This window comes from Bacteroides propionicigenes (assembly GCF_018390535.1).
In the GTDB taxonomy this organism is placed as follows: domain Bacteria; phylum Bacteroidota; class Bacteroidia; order Bacteroidales; family Bacteroidaceae; genus Bacteroides; species Bacteroides propionicigenes.
The window spans coordinates 115,167-131,402 of sequence record NZ_JAHBBW010000006.1; the positions used below are offsets into that span (position 1 = coordinate 115,167).

A 16,236-nucleotide genomic window follows, 5' to 3' on the forward strand; every position below is an offset into this window, starting at 1 on the left:
GATATATGAGATTGCTATTAATTATTTTGAGTAATTGCTAAATCAGAACCTAAATAGTAACTGAGTTGTGTAGGCTGGTTATAACCGATATTTTGGTTGAGCAGGCTCATGCAATAGATATGGTCGCTCATCAGATAAGGGAAACTATATTCCGTAGGATACCAAGTGCTGAATATACGCAATTCGGTATTGTCGGAGGTTGGCATTATTATCTCTTCGCGCCAGTCGCCTAAAAAGTCACCGTAGATGCAGGGATTCGATTTGCTTCCGTTAATGTCCGTCACCCCATAGCGATAAAGAGTGAATACGCGTCCGATACCATATTCTTCGATGGTTTTTTGATTGAACAATTGTCGGCTGAGATTACCGTTGAACCATATAGCCATATTGCACGAACTGGCTTTATAACCTAAGTCCGTTCCGTTGGCGCTGTGTACGTTACCGCCGCTCCACCACATTTCGCAACCGGGACTGGCAGGGTCGATATCCGCTACCAACGCACGACCGACATCGCTCGAACTGTCATGTTTCCATATCACTTCGCCGCTACGGGCGTCACGCAATGCTGCACCTACTGTTCCCGACTCAAAACAGGACCATATCTGAAGCCCATTTCTTGAAGGCTCGAATTTCCCTAAATGGAGTGCATCGCCATGACCGAGTCCGCAACTATTCAATCCGCTACCGTCATTATCCACAGTCATCGAACCGTAAACGATTTCATCGTAGCCGTCTTCATCCACGTCTCCTACGCTCAGGCTGTGGTAGCCTTGTCCACCGTAAGCTTCATTGCCTTTTTGAGTCGTGTCGAAACGCCATTGCCTGGTTAGGGCATGGTTATTGTAGTCCCATGCTTCTACTACGATTTTCCTATAACAGCCGCGCCCTATAATGACGGAATGGTGTTCTCCCATACAGTGTGCTACGGCAATTCGGTAACTGCTGGAACGTTTATAATAGTTGTCTCCCCAATCTTCACTGCTACCCAGTTCGATATAGTTTGTACGTGCTAACTCCTTTCCTGTATTTCCTTCTATGATGGACAGAAACTCAGGTCCGCCATGTACATATCTGGCTCCCGATATGCGATAGTCGGTTTTCCCGTCATTATTTGTATCTTCTATTTCTTTCCCGTCGCCAAACACAGTGCCTTCGGCTGTTCGTACGGCTATTTCACAACGTCCGTCTCCATCGAAATCGTAGACGGCGAATGAGCCGCCGTTTCCGGTTACTATGTTGGGCCCCATCTTCATGCGCCACAAGAAAGTGCCATCCAGACGATAGGCTTCCAATAACATGGCATGTGTAGCATTCTCTATTACAGTGCCTGTGTCGTCGTTATCATCATTATTGCTTTCATTGTTGGATGTAGCGGCTATGAGCCGTTTCAGTATAATTTCATATTTGCCGTCTCCGTCCAAATCGCCTATGCTGGCGTCATTGGCTTTATATTCGCAGGTACTGCTGATGTCAGATGTGTTTCGTAATGGTATGGAGATATATGGCAATCCGTTTGAGGCTTGTTCGGCTGTGATAGTGTGTGTGTCCAATGTTTCGTTTTGTCCGCTTAGAGTCAGCCGATAGGTGTTGCTCACGTTATGGTCTGCCGTATTGTCTTGGTAGCAGGTATTGCTAATCGGGGTATTATTGAGCTTTATCTCACTGCTTCCGTCCGCTGTACGGTAGAGGTCGAAAGTTATACCTTTATTGTCTGTATCCAATAGTCGCCAACTTACCAATATTCGGTTATTGTTACCGGAAAAAACAGAGCCGATGGCATCTTTTCTTGCATTGATAGAAGCCCATAACATACGGCCTGCTCCGGAAGACTTTTCAGGGGCGGGTTCGGATGTTTCTTCGCCGGTACTTGGATTCAGCAAGAAAGTTTCATTGTCTGTACAGGCAGTAATGACTATAGACAATAGGCTGAAAGTTGCGATAAGAAAGGATGTGCTTCTCATGATGCTTGGTATGTTGGAGTATGGAGAAAAACGGATGTTTTTTTCGAGAACTTGCGCTTGGATAAGTATGAAACTTACCACAAGCGCATATTGATTAATCTTTTGTTAGAAAGCGAGGGAGAAACGTAGATGGTGTGGAAAGTTGTTTTTTGATATATCTAAGGTTGTTCCCGAAATCGTACTATCGGTATTTTTGTATACCTGGATTTTATTGCCAAATGTTTCTTTATTTTTGGAGTAATTAAATGTACTTGAGGCATATGGAGCATCTGTCTTTTCAAATAAAGTTTCTCCAGCTATATTAGTTAAACTTGTGTTAATAGTATCTATGTCAATGTTGATTCCTGCATTATTACCGGATTGGGCTAATGTGCCTGTAGCAAGCAGCTTCAATTCACCGTATGAGGGCAGGTACCAACCGGAACTTACCGATGGTGCTGTAGCTTGGTCTAAATACTGAAATAGAGTGGGAAAATCAGTTCTATTAACTGTGAGTACAGCAGTATAATCATAACCTAACATACGAGCACCATAGTTTGAACTGCTGGTTTCCCAAATATACTTCTTGGCTGTACTGGTAGCGTAGTTGTATGTGGTATAATAATTGGAAACTTTGCCACCACCAAAAGATTCTCCACCCCATGAAGTAACTGCATTCTCAGTATTGGCACTTTTAATGGCATATACTAATCCGTGAGTACAACTCGGATGCTCTGCTGCAAGAATATCTATATAGTTGGAATTGTAATTCAATCCTGTTGAACCGGGTTGTGGATTACCTACATAATATACTACACCGATAATTTTGGCTTTTATATCATCTGACAGTTGTTCTGCATCAGATTCAATCAAGGTACCATCCGAACAGTAATAATCACCTACACTCAAATTAAAATCAATTGTAGTTGAAGAGGAATTACTGCCTACCGAATATTCTTGATATTTGCTTGCCGGAATGTTTACATTCTCTTGTGTATAAGTCTTTCCACCGTAACTAACGCTTAATGCTGCATTTGTTTCAGGCTTAACAAGGAAGCGATACTTTCCGTTTATAGTTTCTGCCAGCGAAGTGACATCTGTATTATTAATAGAGAATGTAGCTTCACCGCTGGAAGCGGTATAATCACTTAGCTCAGGATCTTGATTGGTAAATTTATAAGTAATTCCACCTGAAAGTCCTACTACAATCATTGCCATTTCATGTTTTAAAGCTATAGATACGGTAATATCATTTTTGTTGGTACTGGCTGTTCCGGAACCGGTCATTAAATCATTCTCTGTGTAAGACTTATCGGTATTGATGACCCAATCGTTTATTAAAGTAGTAAAAGGAGAACTGGCTGTGCCGCTTAATGTAACATTTTCTTGATACGGGTAATAGGCGTGGAATGTTGCATTCCTTAATTGATCATCATAGGTTAATGTTGTACCATCTCCTTCTGTTGTTACCCATTCTCCACCTTGGTAGGTAAGACATACATTCTCATAGCCGGTAATTGCACTGGTAGCTTTTGTGCTTGCAAAAGCATACAGCCCTATTTTATCTCCCTCTTCAAATGTGGTTTTGTATTCTTTGTCGGTAGTAGCTTTGGTACTTACCGTATTGTGTACGCCGCTGTCACTGAAATTAAAGCGTATGCTTCCTTGTGTAGCAGGTAAGTTGATGTCCTCTTCATTAGAGCAGGATGTTGCAAAAAGAGTACAAACAAACATGATTGCATATATAAATTTATTCCGTTTCATATCGTTACTTGTTTAAATGTTGGAAAATTAAATGGTGGTGTTTTCTGTTATGTTGGTAATCTCTCCGTTTGAATCCCATTGCCCACCGGAAATATCGGGTAATGTCTCAGCAGGATCTTCTGTCGGATTCAGAGACTGTGTCTCTCCGGCACTGATCCATGGATTGATGGATGTGCCTGTTATCGTAATAGTAGGCGCTTCCTCTGTTTCATTGATGTTTACATCGTATTTATACTCGGTCTTGGAGTTTGTGTCCAAGTCAAAGTTTGTAACGTAGTATTTTTCACCCACCTTAATGAATAATTCTACTCCGGTAGTGGTTTGCGGGGGCAGAATTACGGATGAGGTTCCTCCCATTGCAGATGTTATTGTGATGGAACCAAGAGTGTTACCACATACTACCGTTCCGCTTTGCGGGTCGAAAGTACCATCTACAATGATGTTGTTTAGTGTATATTCTATTTCGATATCGGTTGCTCTGGTTGTAGTTGTGTTATTGAAAGTAAGGGCTACTTTACTCATCATGTGGTCAAACTTGAATGTTACTTCAGGACTCTCAATAGTCGCAGTAGCTGTGGCGTATAGGAAATCATGCTTAGTGTAGTATCCTTCTGCGTCTGCAATGTTGAAACTTACCACATCAGGAATATTTTGATCTTCTCCCGTATAGGGGTAGTATGCTTGAAATGTTTGGCTGTTGCTGCTTTTTACATGGATAGCATGTGAGACTTCTGCTGCAGTGAATGCTCCAGATGAGGCGGCAGCTTCAGTAAGTGTGTATTTGATGTTTGTGGCAAGTCCATCAGCATTGTCACCCTGTAGGGTGATACCGATAGCGTCTGTTGTTTCCCAACTCTCATTCGATACGCGCGTGTGTGTGTCTTCTACAGTTCCATAGACTGTGAGTTTGGCTCCGGTGATATCCCTGCCTTCATACTCGTCTTTATTGCAGCCACTCAATAATATGAGGGCGGCAATTCCTGTTGATAAATAAATGTTTCTCATAAATATTACATTAAAAAATAGTATTGTTTTTCTGAGTACAAACATAGCCAACTCTTTTTGTGTCAGCTTGGAATATTCAGTGATTTCCATGTGTTTTTTGGTTTTGCGTCAATTTGTCTATAGGTATGTACGGGATTACATAACCCTAAAATCAAACCAGAGTTTCATGCGTAATCCGTCATCGCCGGATTTGATACGGATGCTGCTTGGTTGACTTTTAGGTCCATGTTCGCTGATAGTTTTGAATGAGCGCATGGCGGGTATATCGTACAGGAAAGATATATCTCCCATAGGGAAAGGGTGCATACTGTCTTTTTCAGAAGTCTTTTGTCCGGGTTGTTGTGGGGTAAAGACACGCAAGTAGATACCGTCTGTTTCCGAATATACGGTAAAGGGGGAATTGTCTGATTCTATCGTTGCCCAATATAGATTGGCATGATACCCTTTGAATTCAGGGTAAGTCAAATTCTTGAAATTTTCGCCGGTGATAGTGTTGTTGTAGCTTTTGTGCCAGACACCGTAGGTGGTACCGGGAATACGGTTTTTCCATACACGGTAAGGACCGCGTCCTAGCCAGCGCATTCCTTTGGCTTCCTTTTCGGGATAAGAGAAAGTAAGCCCCAACTGATATATTTTTTTATCAAAGAATTCACCTTTATATCCTCCTCCATTGCCACGGTTCAGCATAAGAGCGTCCATACCTAACAAACCATCAGGAGTCATACGCCAAATAATGGTATCTAACGCACCCGTATATTTTACTATCAGAAGAGCATCATTACCATCGGTGCGAGTCGTGATTGCCTTTAAATCGGCTTTCATGCCTACCGGCAGAGGTCCGTTTCCGAAAGGAATAATCTGTCCGTTCCGTCGGATTTCTTTCAGCGTGCCATTAGCTGTATCGAAAATTGCGGTAATACCGTTGGCGGATAACATGACGTGTTGGTCTGTATTCTCAATGACGGGAGCTTTGGATGCGGATATTGCCGGTTGCTGTTGTGCGAAATAAGCGGCAGTATATTTGATAGGCCATGTCCATATACATATACTCTTTCCGTTTCTGTCGTAGGCTTCCAGTTTCAGTACGTCTCCTTCGAAGAATCGGGCGGGGAGTTTCATGCGTGCTCTACCGGTTTCACCGGGGTCAATGGCGGGCAAATCTACTTTGCCGCTGTCCAGTAATATACATTTACCGCCTTTCAGTGGGGAAGGGGTGGAATATGTGTGGTAGGTCATGCTACATTCTTTCAGATTGCTGAACAGATAGTCGTTGCTTAGCAGGAATTCTCCTTTGAAACTGGAGGTAATGCGTAGCGGTTTGAACTGGATGGGGGCCCATACCTCACGGATGGTGTAGAAACTTCCTTCTTTCTCGCGATAGGGGCCTAAGATGCCGTCCGGACCGTTGGAACCGTCCGAGTCGAGTATTCCGTTCTTGTCATAGCGTTTGACGGCTTCGTCCGCGAATGCCCAAATGAAACCACCGGCGAAGAGCGGATTGGAACGATAGTTACTCCAAAAATCTTCAAGTCCGGAACCGGCTCCCTGGTCGTAGCGTGCGTGCAGAAATTCAGTGGGCATGAATACTTTGTATCCGTTGGTAAGACGCCCTGTCCCTGTCTGATAGGCGGGGTAGTGGTGTGTGTCTACTCCGTTGAAGTCTGCCCATGCATGGACAACATGACGTTGTTGCAGGTCGAACTCGGAGAAGTATTTATCCAGTTTTTTGTTCCAGCCACCTTCATTACCGTTGCTCCACAAGAAGATACAGGGATGGTTGGCATCAGTGGTTATCATTTCACGTAGCAGCTTTATGCCGACTTCATCATCGTAGCGTCCGTGCCAGCCTGTAAACTCATCCAGATAAAAAAGACCTAAAGAGTCGCATACGTCCAAAAAGTGCTTGTCGGGCGGGTAATGAGAACGGACGGCATTCATATTCATTTCTTTGATGAGTAGCGCATCTTGCAGGGAGAGTTGCTTGTTGGTGGTACGTCCGCCGTCCGGATGGAAGCAATGACGGTTTACACCTTTCATGATGACTTTGGTGCCGTTGACATAAAATCCGTCTTGCGGACGGAACTCTATGGTGCGGAATCCTATCCGTTCTTCGTGTATGTGTACCACCTGTTTTTGCGGATTAAGCAGTTCCAGTGTTAGTGTATACAGATTGGGATGTTCGCACTCCCAGGGGCGGACGCCTTGCCAGAAGGTGGTTAAGGTCTGGACACTGTCGGCGTTTAGCGGCATGATTTGTTTGCTGGCCGTTTGTTGGCTTCCTACCGGCGCGAGACTTAGGGCTACGGTATATCCCGGAGTATTACCTTGGGTATGCAGGCGGGTGGTCAGCGTGCCGTCGGCCGTGGCGTTTACCGCAATGCGTTCGATGTGAGCCGCAGGAACCGCCTTTAAATAAACCGGACGGTAGATACCGCCAAACAATCACCAGTCGGCACGCCGTTCGGCCGCGTTGACCGATTTGTTGGAGGATTCTTTCCATACTTGTACTTCCAGTTCGTTCTTTTTCCCGAACTTTAGTTTGTCGGTAATGTCATAGCTGAAAGTGTAAAATCCGCCTTGATGGATGGCTCCGGCAGATACTCCGTTGATTTTCACCTCGGTGTCGGTCATTACTCCTTCGAAGACGATACTTACCTGTTTGTCTTTCCATTCGGCAGGTACTTTGAATTTATACCGGTACAAGCCGTTTTCGCTGCTGGGCTGGGCTTCTTTATTCAAATAAAAGCGTCCGTAGGTATATTCTCCGAATCCTTGTTGTTCCCATTGCGAGGGAACTTCTATTTTGCACCACTTGCCGCTGTTCATTCCGGTGGAACAATAAAAGTCCCAGGTACGTGTATCTCCCAGTCCGGTACCGGAGAGATATAACTTCTCAGTATTTTGTGCATTTATAAGTGTACTGCAGAGGTATACTGCTAATGCACAGAGTATTCGTAATTGATTCATGGACATGAAAATATATATTATAATGATTGGTTTTCTCCTTCTAATGGAAATAGATAGAATTTACGGTCTTTTTTGAAGTCGAGCATCCACTGGTCTACAACGATATGCTTGTCCAAAGCAGTGATGGTGAGCGTATGTTTACCTTTATTTAATATGTGCTTAGTCTCTTTTCGGGCTTGGCCTCTCATTACATTCTGTTTCCACATTTCTGTACGGCCTTTTTCTCGGAAGGAGCATATCTGGGGCTTTTCACCATCAATACTTACGCAGAAACGAATATCCCCTTTGTCATTAGGTTGTGTGGGAATAACGGCGGTGGATAGAATGGCTTCACCTTCCCACTCGCAGTCGAATTCAAAAGTCAATGAACTCCCTTGAGGCAGTGACACGGCATTCATGCTGTGCCCTAAAGCCTGAATGGTTTCTGCTCCTTTTGTGGCATGGATGTACCGGCAGGCGTTCATGGCAATACATTTATCGGCTTTGATAGGATGCTCTTTGGTCATGGCAGAGGTGGGGAGATAGTTTTTTACTTCCTCATCCGTCAGTCCGACAGGGAGTATGGGAGGATAGAATACGTATAAATCGCGAGGGTCATGGCACATGGAATGTTTCCATTTGCCGTCTGCCATTTTGTTGTTATAATAGTCTGTAAGCCGGCGTATTTCTTGATAGGCGTTCTGGCTTTTTGCGCATGCAGTGAGCATGGCGTCCTTACGTTTCCATAATGCTTCGTCGCATTGTCCCATGGAATAGGAGCGGGCGCGTTGTGCTTCAAGCATCTTGGTCGCCATCGCCGAGGCGCCGAATACCTGATATTTGATATGTGAGTAAAAGGCGTCTTTGCGGTCGGGAGTAATCAGCTTTTCCGCTTCCGTAACAGTGGTTTTGACTTTTTCATAAGATTCCAGATAACGGTCCAGCTCTCCGCCGAATTCTGTAAGACTGAACTCGGTGTTGATAACTTGCGAACGTCCTCTGGGATGTACTTTACGGTTACTTAATTCGACTTGTGTCCATCCCATATGCTCCGGTTTGCGGATACCGCACAGACGGTAGTATTCCAGTATGGCGGGTAACAGCTTCTTTCCGGCTTGGTTGCCGAATTCCCGGCAAAGCCATGCTTCAAGATGGTTGTTCAGAGTGGTTCCGGTAACCGAGTTGATGTCCCATGCCATGTCGAGAAACAGTTCCAAGTCATAGGCTGCCGGTTTCAAATCGTGTACATTGACAATCCATACCTCACGGGCATTGTGGTCGTAGGCCTGTTTCATCTCATTATAGATGAGGCCCGGTTGTGTCGTACATAACCACATATAGTCATGGGGACGCCCCCAATAACTCAGGTGGTAATAGACACCGCTGCCACCGCTGCGTTTCTGTTGTATTTCATCGCTCAAACGGGTCATGTAGCCGTAATTGTCGTCACACCACATCAGGGTGATATCTTCGGGAACTTCCAGTCCGTTTTCCATAATATCGAGCACTTCTTTATAGGGTACGAAGACTTGCGGTATTTTGGTGACATCACGATTGATGTATTGTGAAAGCAGAGAACGCTGGTCGTTGATAACCTGTTGCAGGGCATTGACTTTCTCTTTTATCGTTTTTACCCCTTCCATATGTCCGTCGTGTATGCCACGCATCCCTATGGTGTACATATTCTCGTATCGGTTTACCTCTTTTAAGCGTTCTGTCCAGTAAGCCTGTACGGAGTTACGGTTGGTGATGTAGTTGTAAGCGCCCCGTTCTTTGACTTTCCATTCACCTACATTGTTCCGCATTAATGGTTCGCAATGTGATGTGCCAATGGCTATTCCGCAACTGTCTGCGGCTTCTTTGGCACCCGGAACAAGATAAAAAGGAGTGGTGATGCCATGCATGCCGGGCCATATGGCATTAGCCCTGAGGCGAAGTAGCAGCTTGAAGATTTCCTTATAAGTACGTGCCCCTATTCGTCCTGTGGGATTACCCGGTTCAAAGGTTTTCCAACTCCAGGGTTGCAGGCTCCAGTCTTCATCGTTCAGAAAAATACCGCGATACTTGACCGAGGGGCTTTGCATACTCTTGAAGTCGCTTGCAACCGTCAGTTGGGTTTGTTTTCTCGGAGTTACATCTCCCCACCATACCCACGGCGATACACCCGCCATACGTGATAGCTCAAGGATACCGTAAGCTGTTCCGCGTCCATTACTTCCTACAATGAGTAATTGTTGTTTGGGAGAGTCGTCTGTAACTGCGATGTAGAAAGCATCTTGCTTCTGAATTAAATCATTTACCGGTATCCCTGCAACTTGTAGGTCTTTTTGAGTTTTATTATCCGCTTTGTCCAATTGGATGATGCGGATGGCAGCATGTTTGGATGATACCTGTTTTGGATGGAGTCCCGTCACCAGTTTCATGTCTTCTGCAAACATATTGAGAGCGATGTTCACTACGGGTGAGGTGTTTCGGGGAACATTGTACGAAATGGCTTGTTGTCCGTCATACCAGATGAAGTTACTTGCTGATATGGCGAAAACGTTCAGAATAAAGACTGCGAATAGAATCGAGCGTATAAACATGGTAATTAGATGTTTTTAGTTGATAGTCGGATGAATGTTGCTGTACGAATTATTTTCGGAAATGATAGGGTGGCGGTCTGCCGTGTTGAGTGTAACTTCTGTCATGTTGAAGTTCTTGCAGAAACTGATTTTACCGGCTTTTAAAGTTTGCGCCTTTATATCATGTAAATAGAAGTTCTCCAAACGTAAAGAGTCGTTTATTCCGGATGCGGAGATAAACTCGGTTACATGGGTCGCTTCTATCTGTGACAGATAGACATTGCGAAATCTGGGATAGCCTTTATAGGCAGGTTCCACCGGAGTCAGTAAAGTTTTCCAGTGTTCCGGCAACTCTTCTATTTGGAACGAATCGGGCAATTTGCTGTAACTGTAACTGGGATTCCAGTTCAATTCGGCTGTGAGCACGTGGCGGACACTATCTGCCTTTATGCGTGTTACATATATATTCTCTACCGTCCCACCGCGACTTAAGGCGCTTTTCAAGCGTAATACGGTGGATGTTCCCTGTGCTTTCAGATCACTGCAAAGAATATTCCGGATGCTCCCTGATGTTTCACTGCCGCAAGTTACCAATCCTGCGCCGCTACGTGCCGTACAGTTACGGATAACGACATTTTCAGTAGGCCGGTTCACACGAAGTCCGTCCGCATCCCTGCCGGATTTAATACAGATATTATCATCATTGCAGTTTATGATACAGTCTTCTATCAGAATATTTGTTGATGAGTCTATATCTATACCGTCGGTGCTTGGCCCGTGTCCGCCTATATTATTATCGACGGTAATTCCCTTGACAGTGCAGTGGTCGGAATAAAGAATATGGCAACCCCAAAAACCGGTGCGCATTAAAGTAATTCCTGTCAGGCTGATGTCTGAACTTTCTTCTACCAGTATGCCTCGTATTCTTTTGCAATCGTAATCCACAACCCAACGCAGGCCTTTTGTTTCATAAGATTTGCGCATCTCCCAATATTTGTCCCACCAGCTTTTGCCGCGACAGTCCAGTCGCCCTTCACCGCTGACGGATGCATTTTTTTGACCGATAATATTGATGACCGCTGACGGCCATATCATTTCAATACCAGCAATGCGCGAACGGAATTCGGGATAACAATGAATATCCGGAGTAGCCAATAGGGTTACATCTTTATCCAGGCGTAGATTTACTCCGCTTTTAATAAACAGAGCGCCTGTCAGATAGTAACCGGATTGTAAGGTAACTGTTCCGCCGCCATTGGCGGCACAGCTGTCAATGGCTTTTTGTATTGCTTCTGTGCTGAGAATGGTACTGTCTGCAATAGCTCCGAAAGAGTTGGCGGACAAAGTTTGTCCGGTTGGTTGCAGACGGGAGCCTACTTGTTTAGCCCATACCAGGTCGTTGACCGGAGAAGTGTTTCCCCAGTCATAAGAACTGTCTTTGGCTTGTGACAGGATACAAACCGTTAAAATGCCGGTCGCTATCAGTGCAAAGAACGTTATTTTTCTTTTCATATAGCTATGGTTTTATAAAATAGTTGCGGGTGAGGCTGATGTTTTCTTAACACTTTCCAGAAACTCTATTTCTATAATCCGGAGATTATGTTTTCCCTTGCCTTCCTTTGCTTTCTTTTCCATGTCATTGGCCGCTCCGCCCGCCACTTCCACAATTTGGCCGAAAGCATCCTTTTCGGTAGTACTGCCTTTCAAACGGACGGTTATCTTATCGGAACATACCGGCTTGTCCACTTCCAGATGTACATATCCCAAGCTCTTTTCCGTGCTCCCGCTCCAAATCAGCTCGTCTCCGGCATACACTTCCAAAGGATAACTGCGGGAACGCCAGCCGTTCAGCTTGATGCAGATGTCGTCGACGCTTGTCTTTTCAGCCAATGTATAGGTAATCCAGGCCGTACTTAACCGACCGTCGTTCGCCCATTCGCTCAACTCGTTGTCATCATGGCTGTTGCCCGTTTCGGTACGGTTAGCACCGGCTTCGGCGGACACAATGGCGATGTCGCGCTTGGTATCCGTATAGGAAGGAGTCAGTGGAGTTTCCCCTTTATCCAGCCTGCCTTTTAGGGTCAGTTGGGGCAGGTAGTCACTCAGTCCGTCTACCACTTTCACTGGAACGGTCTGCAGCGTAAGCCTTGCGGCCGGAAGCCCTTCCGCTTCGGCGGTGACAACTATTTTGCCGGCTTTGGCCGTACTGCGGATCAGCGCACGGTTGATGCCGCATTCCACCGGAAGGTTCATATCCAGAATATGATTGTCCTTCCCCTGTGCGATACCGCCGCGCCATTCGGCCTCGCCTTTCAGGGTAAAGCGGACCGTACGGTTATCCAGCGGACAACGTCTACCGTCCTTGTCCACAACTTCCACCTGAAGCAGGGCCATGTCGGCTCCGTCTGCGTGGAAACCTTCGGGGTTCTGTATAGCGGTAAGTTCCAGACGGGCGGCTTCTCCCACTGTTGACAATGTATAGCGGCTCACTTCTTTACCTTTTCCGTCGTAACTTACCGCTTCCAGCCTGCCCGCTTGATAAGCGACCTTATCGAAAGTGAAAAGGAAATGGCTTTCCCGTTTACCTTTACCCAGGGATTTGCCATTGAGCAGCAGTTCCACCTGTTTGCCATTCGATACGACATATACCGGTTTCACCGTATGTTCAGGATAGTTCCAGTGTCCGATGATATAAGTTTGGAACTTGTCCGTATCCACCCAACCGTTCCACATTACCTGATGGGCGAAGAAGGCGTCTTTTTCTATACGCATGGGGTCGGTCACGCCGCTGCGGCGGTAATTCTCTTCACCGCGATAATGTGTGTTGGAGTCGGAGAAGATGATTTTCGTACCACCTGCACTGACCCGTAAGCCCGTACCCGGACGCTCACGCCAGTAATCGTACCAGCGACGAACCATTTCCAATGCAAGCATATCCTGATTATGATTGTAGCTCATTGCCGGTTTCCCTTTATGCAATGGTCCTGTTCCTTCTTTATGGAATGGATAGCTGTACTCATCCCAATACTTGCGGAGTCCCTCATCGCGGCAATATTCGGTAGCCCACATCGGATGCTTCTTGCTCTTGTTGATATAAAGCATTTCACCGCCGTATTCCGCTTCGTTAATATCGAGCATCTCACGCGAGCCGATGGCACGTCCGCCGAAAGGGTCGAACTTGTCGCGAATTTCCTTCATCTCAATCATATGTTCGCGTCTGATGCCCTTATTCCCGGATTCGTAAAACAGGATACTCGGGTTATTACGGTTATAGATAATGGCATCGCGCATCAACTCCGTACGCTGTTCCCATTGTCGTCCACCACAGTCTTTTTCAGAGTCGCCGGCAGGCATGGCCTGAATAAGACCGACACGGTCGCAAGACTCCACATCCTGTTTCCAGGGAGTGACGTGCATCCAGCGGACAAGGTTCGCGTTGCTTTCCACCATAAGGCCATTGGAGTAGTCACTCAACCATGCGGGAACGGAAAGCCCCACTGCCGGCCATTCATTGCTGGTACGCTGGGCATAGCCCTTCATTTGGATGACGCGGTCGTTCAGCCATACCTTTCCCTGGCCGAACTTTGTCTTGCGGAAGCCGGTACGGGTCACTACCTCGTCAAAAACATTTCCGCGGTCGTCCAGCAGGGCCGTATTCACGGTGTACAGATAGCCGTATCCCCAGCTCCAGAAGTGCAGTTCGCTCACATCGGCAGCAGCTTTCACGGTTCCCGTTTCACCGGCTTTCAGCACTGTCTTGCCGCCATGAAAGGTCTTCACCAGCTTACCGTTCGCATCGGTTAGGGTCACCCGATAGCTGAAGCTGCGTGCCTTGCGACTGTCGTTTTTCACCTCGGACTCGGCATGTATCTTCGCCTTGCGGCCTTTGATGTCGAAGTCGGTGGCGTAGATGTATACACCAGTTGTTTTCAGGTTGCTGTACAGAGGTAAAGTCTGATATACCTCGTCCATCACATATAGAAATACGTTCTTGGGGATACCGCCATAGTTGGCATTGAAATTACGGTCGTTCCACTGATATTTGGAATTAGTGCTTTTTTCACGGTAGAACCAGTTGTTATCAATGCGTACAGCCAACACATTATCTCCTTCTTTCATATAGGGAGTAAGGTCAAATCCTACGGCCATGACTCCGTTTTCATGCAGTCCTAAATAGTGTCCGTTCAGGAAGAATTCACCTCCTTGGCGAACTCCCTCAAATTCGGCAAACACTTTTTTACCTTTCAATTCTTTTACCCGAAAATGCTTGCGATACCACATAACAGTGTCGGAATGTTGGCTGATGGGCAGTTTAAAGGCTTCATCTTCATTGAAAGCATGCGGTAAAGTAATTTGTTTCCAGTCATTATCATTGAAATCAGCTATTTTTGCTTGTGGAAAGTCCCCTACCTGCAGACGCCATTCACTGTTAAAGTTATATTTTTGGCGTTCTGCAGCATGCGTACTCAAAGCAAACAGCGTCGTGAAGATAAGCGTGAAAAGAAAAAATCTATTCTTCATGTTATTCTGTTATTATAAATTTTATCTGGTCCCATTTTAATTGCCGTCCGGCTTTTCTATTTCGAAGAAAGGTGCGGGATACCAATGGAATTGGTTTACATCATCCGGCTGTGCTGGATTATAGTCAGGAACAGGATGAAGATATTTTGCTAAATCGGGAATATTTTTCTTGACCCCCTCAACTACACATTTGGCTATCTGATACGCACCGTAGGGGTTGAAATGAGTATTGTCGGCAAGTACTTTCTTCTGCCCTTCAAAGCTTCCCATCGGATAATGTACAAAGGCTTTCTTGGATTCTTTCTCTCCTAAGGCTTCGTAAAGGATACCGGTCATTTCATTTAAGTCGATGAGAAGAACCTTTTCTTTATTGGCTATCCAGCGTACCGCATCCGGATATTCACCGTGGGTATTTACTGTTTTTCCCTCTTTGTCAAATCTGCGACGACGGGTGGGAGTCACTAAAACCGGTATGCCACCGTGTGCTTTAACTTCGTCTATATAGATTTTTAAGTTGGTCATAAATGAATAGTATGCTCCTTTACCTGGACCTTTTTGTTTTTGGTCGTTGTGCCCGAATTCAATGAAGAGATAATCTCCTTTCTTCATCTGTGATAATGCCTTTTTAAGGCGATTGGCTTTAATGGATGTATTGGCGCTTTCACCGCTTTCGGCATAGTTTGCTACTGCTGCATTCGTTCCGAAAAAGAGAGGGAGCATTTGTCCCCAACTGGCCCATGGCTCATTTTCTTGGTCAACCACAGTACTGTTACCGCATAAATAGATGGTGGCAACGGAAGATGAAGCCGGTTCTATGCGTATACTTTCACAAGCCGGTGCTTCACCATTGATTTCAATGGTCAATTTGTCATCCCAATCCAGCTTCCTTTTTTCTCGGTCTTTGATTTTAACTTTTTCTTTCTTGGATATATATGGGCTTCGTTTGTTGACAATGAAACTCCTTTCGGTGATTTCTCCCTTTTTAGTTGGTAAATTTTCAATAAACAGTCTGCGTGATTCGGCGCGGACAGTTGTATTGGCTGCACGTTTGCTGCTGCCTAAACTAACGGTGACAAGGTAGTTCCCATCTGGTACCCGTACGGAAAAATAGAAAGGTTCTTTGCTCCCTTTTGCAGGTGTTTCCGTGCGGTCATAACCATAACCTGTCGTTTCGGAATAACGTGGAGCATTTTCCATTTTGAATGTTTGAGGCAATGTTTGTGCTGAGGCGCAGACTGTTGTTAACAGCAGAAAATTTAATAGTGTTGTTCTCATGGCTGATTTTATTAATTGTTGCTTTTCAAGATATTGTTATTTTGACGCTAAAGTAGCGGCATTGTTTTTTTTGTGGAATAGAGTAATGTACATAAGTATGTATTTTCTATTTATTTTGTATAAATAGTCTGTTTATAATGTGATAAGTAACAGAAAAGACAGGATTATAAACAAATATTCCATGTATTCATAGGTGTGTTTTCTTATTTTTGTAGACGTGT

Annotated in this window: 7 protein-coding genes and 1 pseudogene; all 8 read right to left on the reverse strand. The window is 45.3% G+C overall.

Annotation, left to right across the window (positions count from 1 at the left end; all coding sequences use genetic code 11):
* Positions 1–17: 17 nt before the first annotated feature.
* The 8 genes and pseudogenes from KG118_RS10195 to KG118_RS10230 all read right to left on the reverse strand — a co-directional run bounded on the left by KG118_RS10195 (position 18) and on the right by KG118_RS10230 (position 16,015).
* Entirely contained in the window at positions 18–1,961 is a 1,944-nt protein-coding gene (locus KG118_RS10195; protein ID WP_117711559.1) for a rhamnogalacturonan lyase family protein, read from the reverse strand.
* Between the two features lie 105 nt (positions 1,962–2,066).
* Positions 2,067–3,704 carry a fimbrillin family protein gene (locus KG118_RS10200; RefSeq protein WP_117711558.1) on the reverse strand — a complete coding sequence of 546 codons (1,638 nt, stop codon included), beginning with the start codon at positions 3,702–3,704 and terminating at the stop codon, positions 2,067–2,069.
* Positions 3,705–3,731: 27 nt separating this feature from the next.
* Positions 3,732–4,709 carry a fimbrillin family protein gene (locus tag KG118_RS10205; RefSeq protein ID WP_158560995.1) on the reverse strand — a complete coding sequence of 326 codons (978 nt, stop codon included), beginning with the start codon at positions 4,707–4,709 and terminating at the stop codon, positions 3,732–3,734.
* A 135-nt stretch (positions 4,710–4,844) separates the two neighbouring features.
* Positions 4,845–7,676: pseudogene (locus KG118_RS10210) on the reverse strand (glycoside hydrolase family 2 TIM barrel-domain containing protein).
* Between the two features lie 17 nt (positions 7,677–7,693).
* Positions 7,694–10,240 (reverse strand): glycosyl hydrolase 115 family protein, encoded by a 2,547-nt coding sequence (locus tag KG118_RS10215; RefSeq protein ID WP_117711556.1) that lies wholly within the window; start codon positions 10,238–10,240, stop codon positions 7,694–7,696.
* A gap of 15 nt (positions 10,241–10,255) precedes the next feature.
* Positions 10,256–11,731: a glycoside hydrolase family 28 protein gene (locus KG118_RS10220; protein ID WP_117711555.1), complete on the reverse strand. Its 1,476-nt coding sequence runs from the start codon at positions 11,729–11,731 to the stop codon at positions 10,256–10,258.
* Between the two features lie 12 nt (positions 11,732–11,743).
* Positions 11,744–14,740 (reverse strand): glycoside hydrolase family 2 protein, encoded by a 2,997-nt coding sequence (locus KG118_RS10225; RefSeq protein WP_117711554.1) that lies wholly within the window; start codon positions 14,738–14,740, stop codon positions 11,744–11,746.
* Between the two features lie 36 nt (positions 14,741–14,776).
* Positions 14,777–16,015 (reverse strand): rhamnogalacturonan acetylesterase, encoded by a 1,239-nt coding sequence (locus KG118_RS10230; RefSeq protein WP_117711553.1) that lies wholly within the window; start codon positions 16,013–16,015, stop codon positions 14,777–14,779.
* Positions 16,016–16,236 lie beyond the last annotated feature (221 nt).

What these genes read in the sequence shown, in the direction of transcription:
- KG118_RS10220 (WP_117711555.1), bottom strand. Translation starts at nt 11,731, where the DNA reads ATGAAAAGAAAAATAACGTTCTTTGCACTGATAGCGACCGGCATTTTA.
- KG118_RS10200 (WP_117711558.1), bottom strand. Translation starts at nt 3,704, where the DNA reads ATGAAACGGAATAAATTTATATATGCAATCATGTTTGTTTGTACTCTT.
- KG118_RS10205 (WP_158560995.1), bottom strand. Translation starts at nt 4,709, where the DNA reads ATGAGAAACATTTATTTATCAACAGGAATTGCCGCCCTCATATTATTG.
- KG118_RS10195 (WP_117711559.1), bottom strand. Translation starts at nt 1,961, where the DNA reads ATGAGAAGCACATCCTTTCTTATCGCAACTTTCAGCCTATTGTCTATA.
- KG118_RS10215 (WP_117711556.1), bottom strand. Translation starts at nt 10,240, where the DNA reads ATGTTTATACGCTCGATTCTATTCGCAGTCTTTATTCTGAACGTTTTC.
- KG118_RS10230 (WP_117711553.1), bottom strand. Translation starts at nt 16,015, where the DNA reads ATGAGAACAACACTATTAAATTTTCTGCTGTTAACAACAGTCTGCGCC.
- KG118_RS10225 (WP_117711554.1), bottom strand. Translation starts at nt 14,740, where the DNA reads ATGAAGAATAGATTTTTTCTTTTCACGCTTATCTTCACGACGCTGTTT.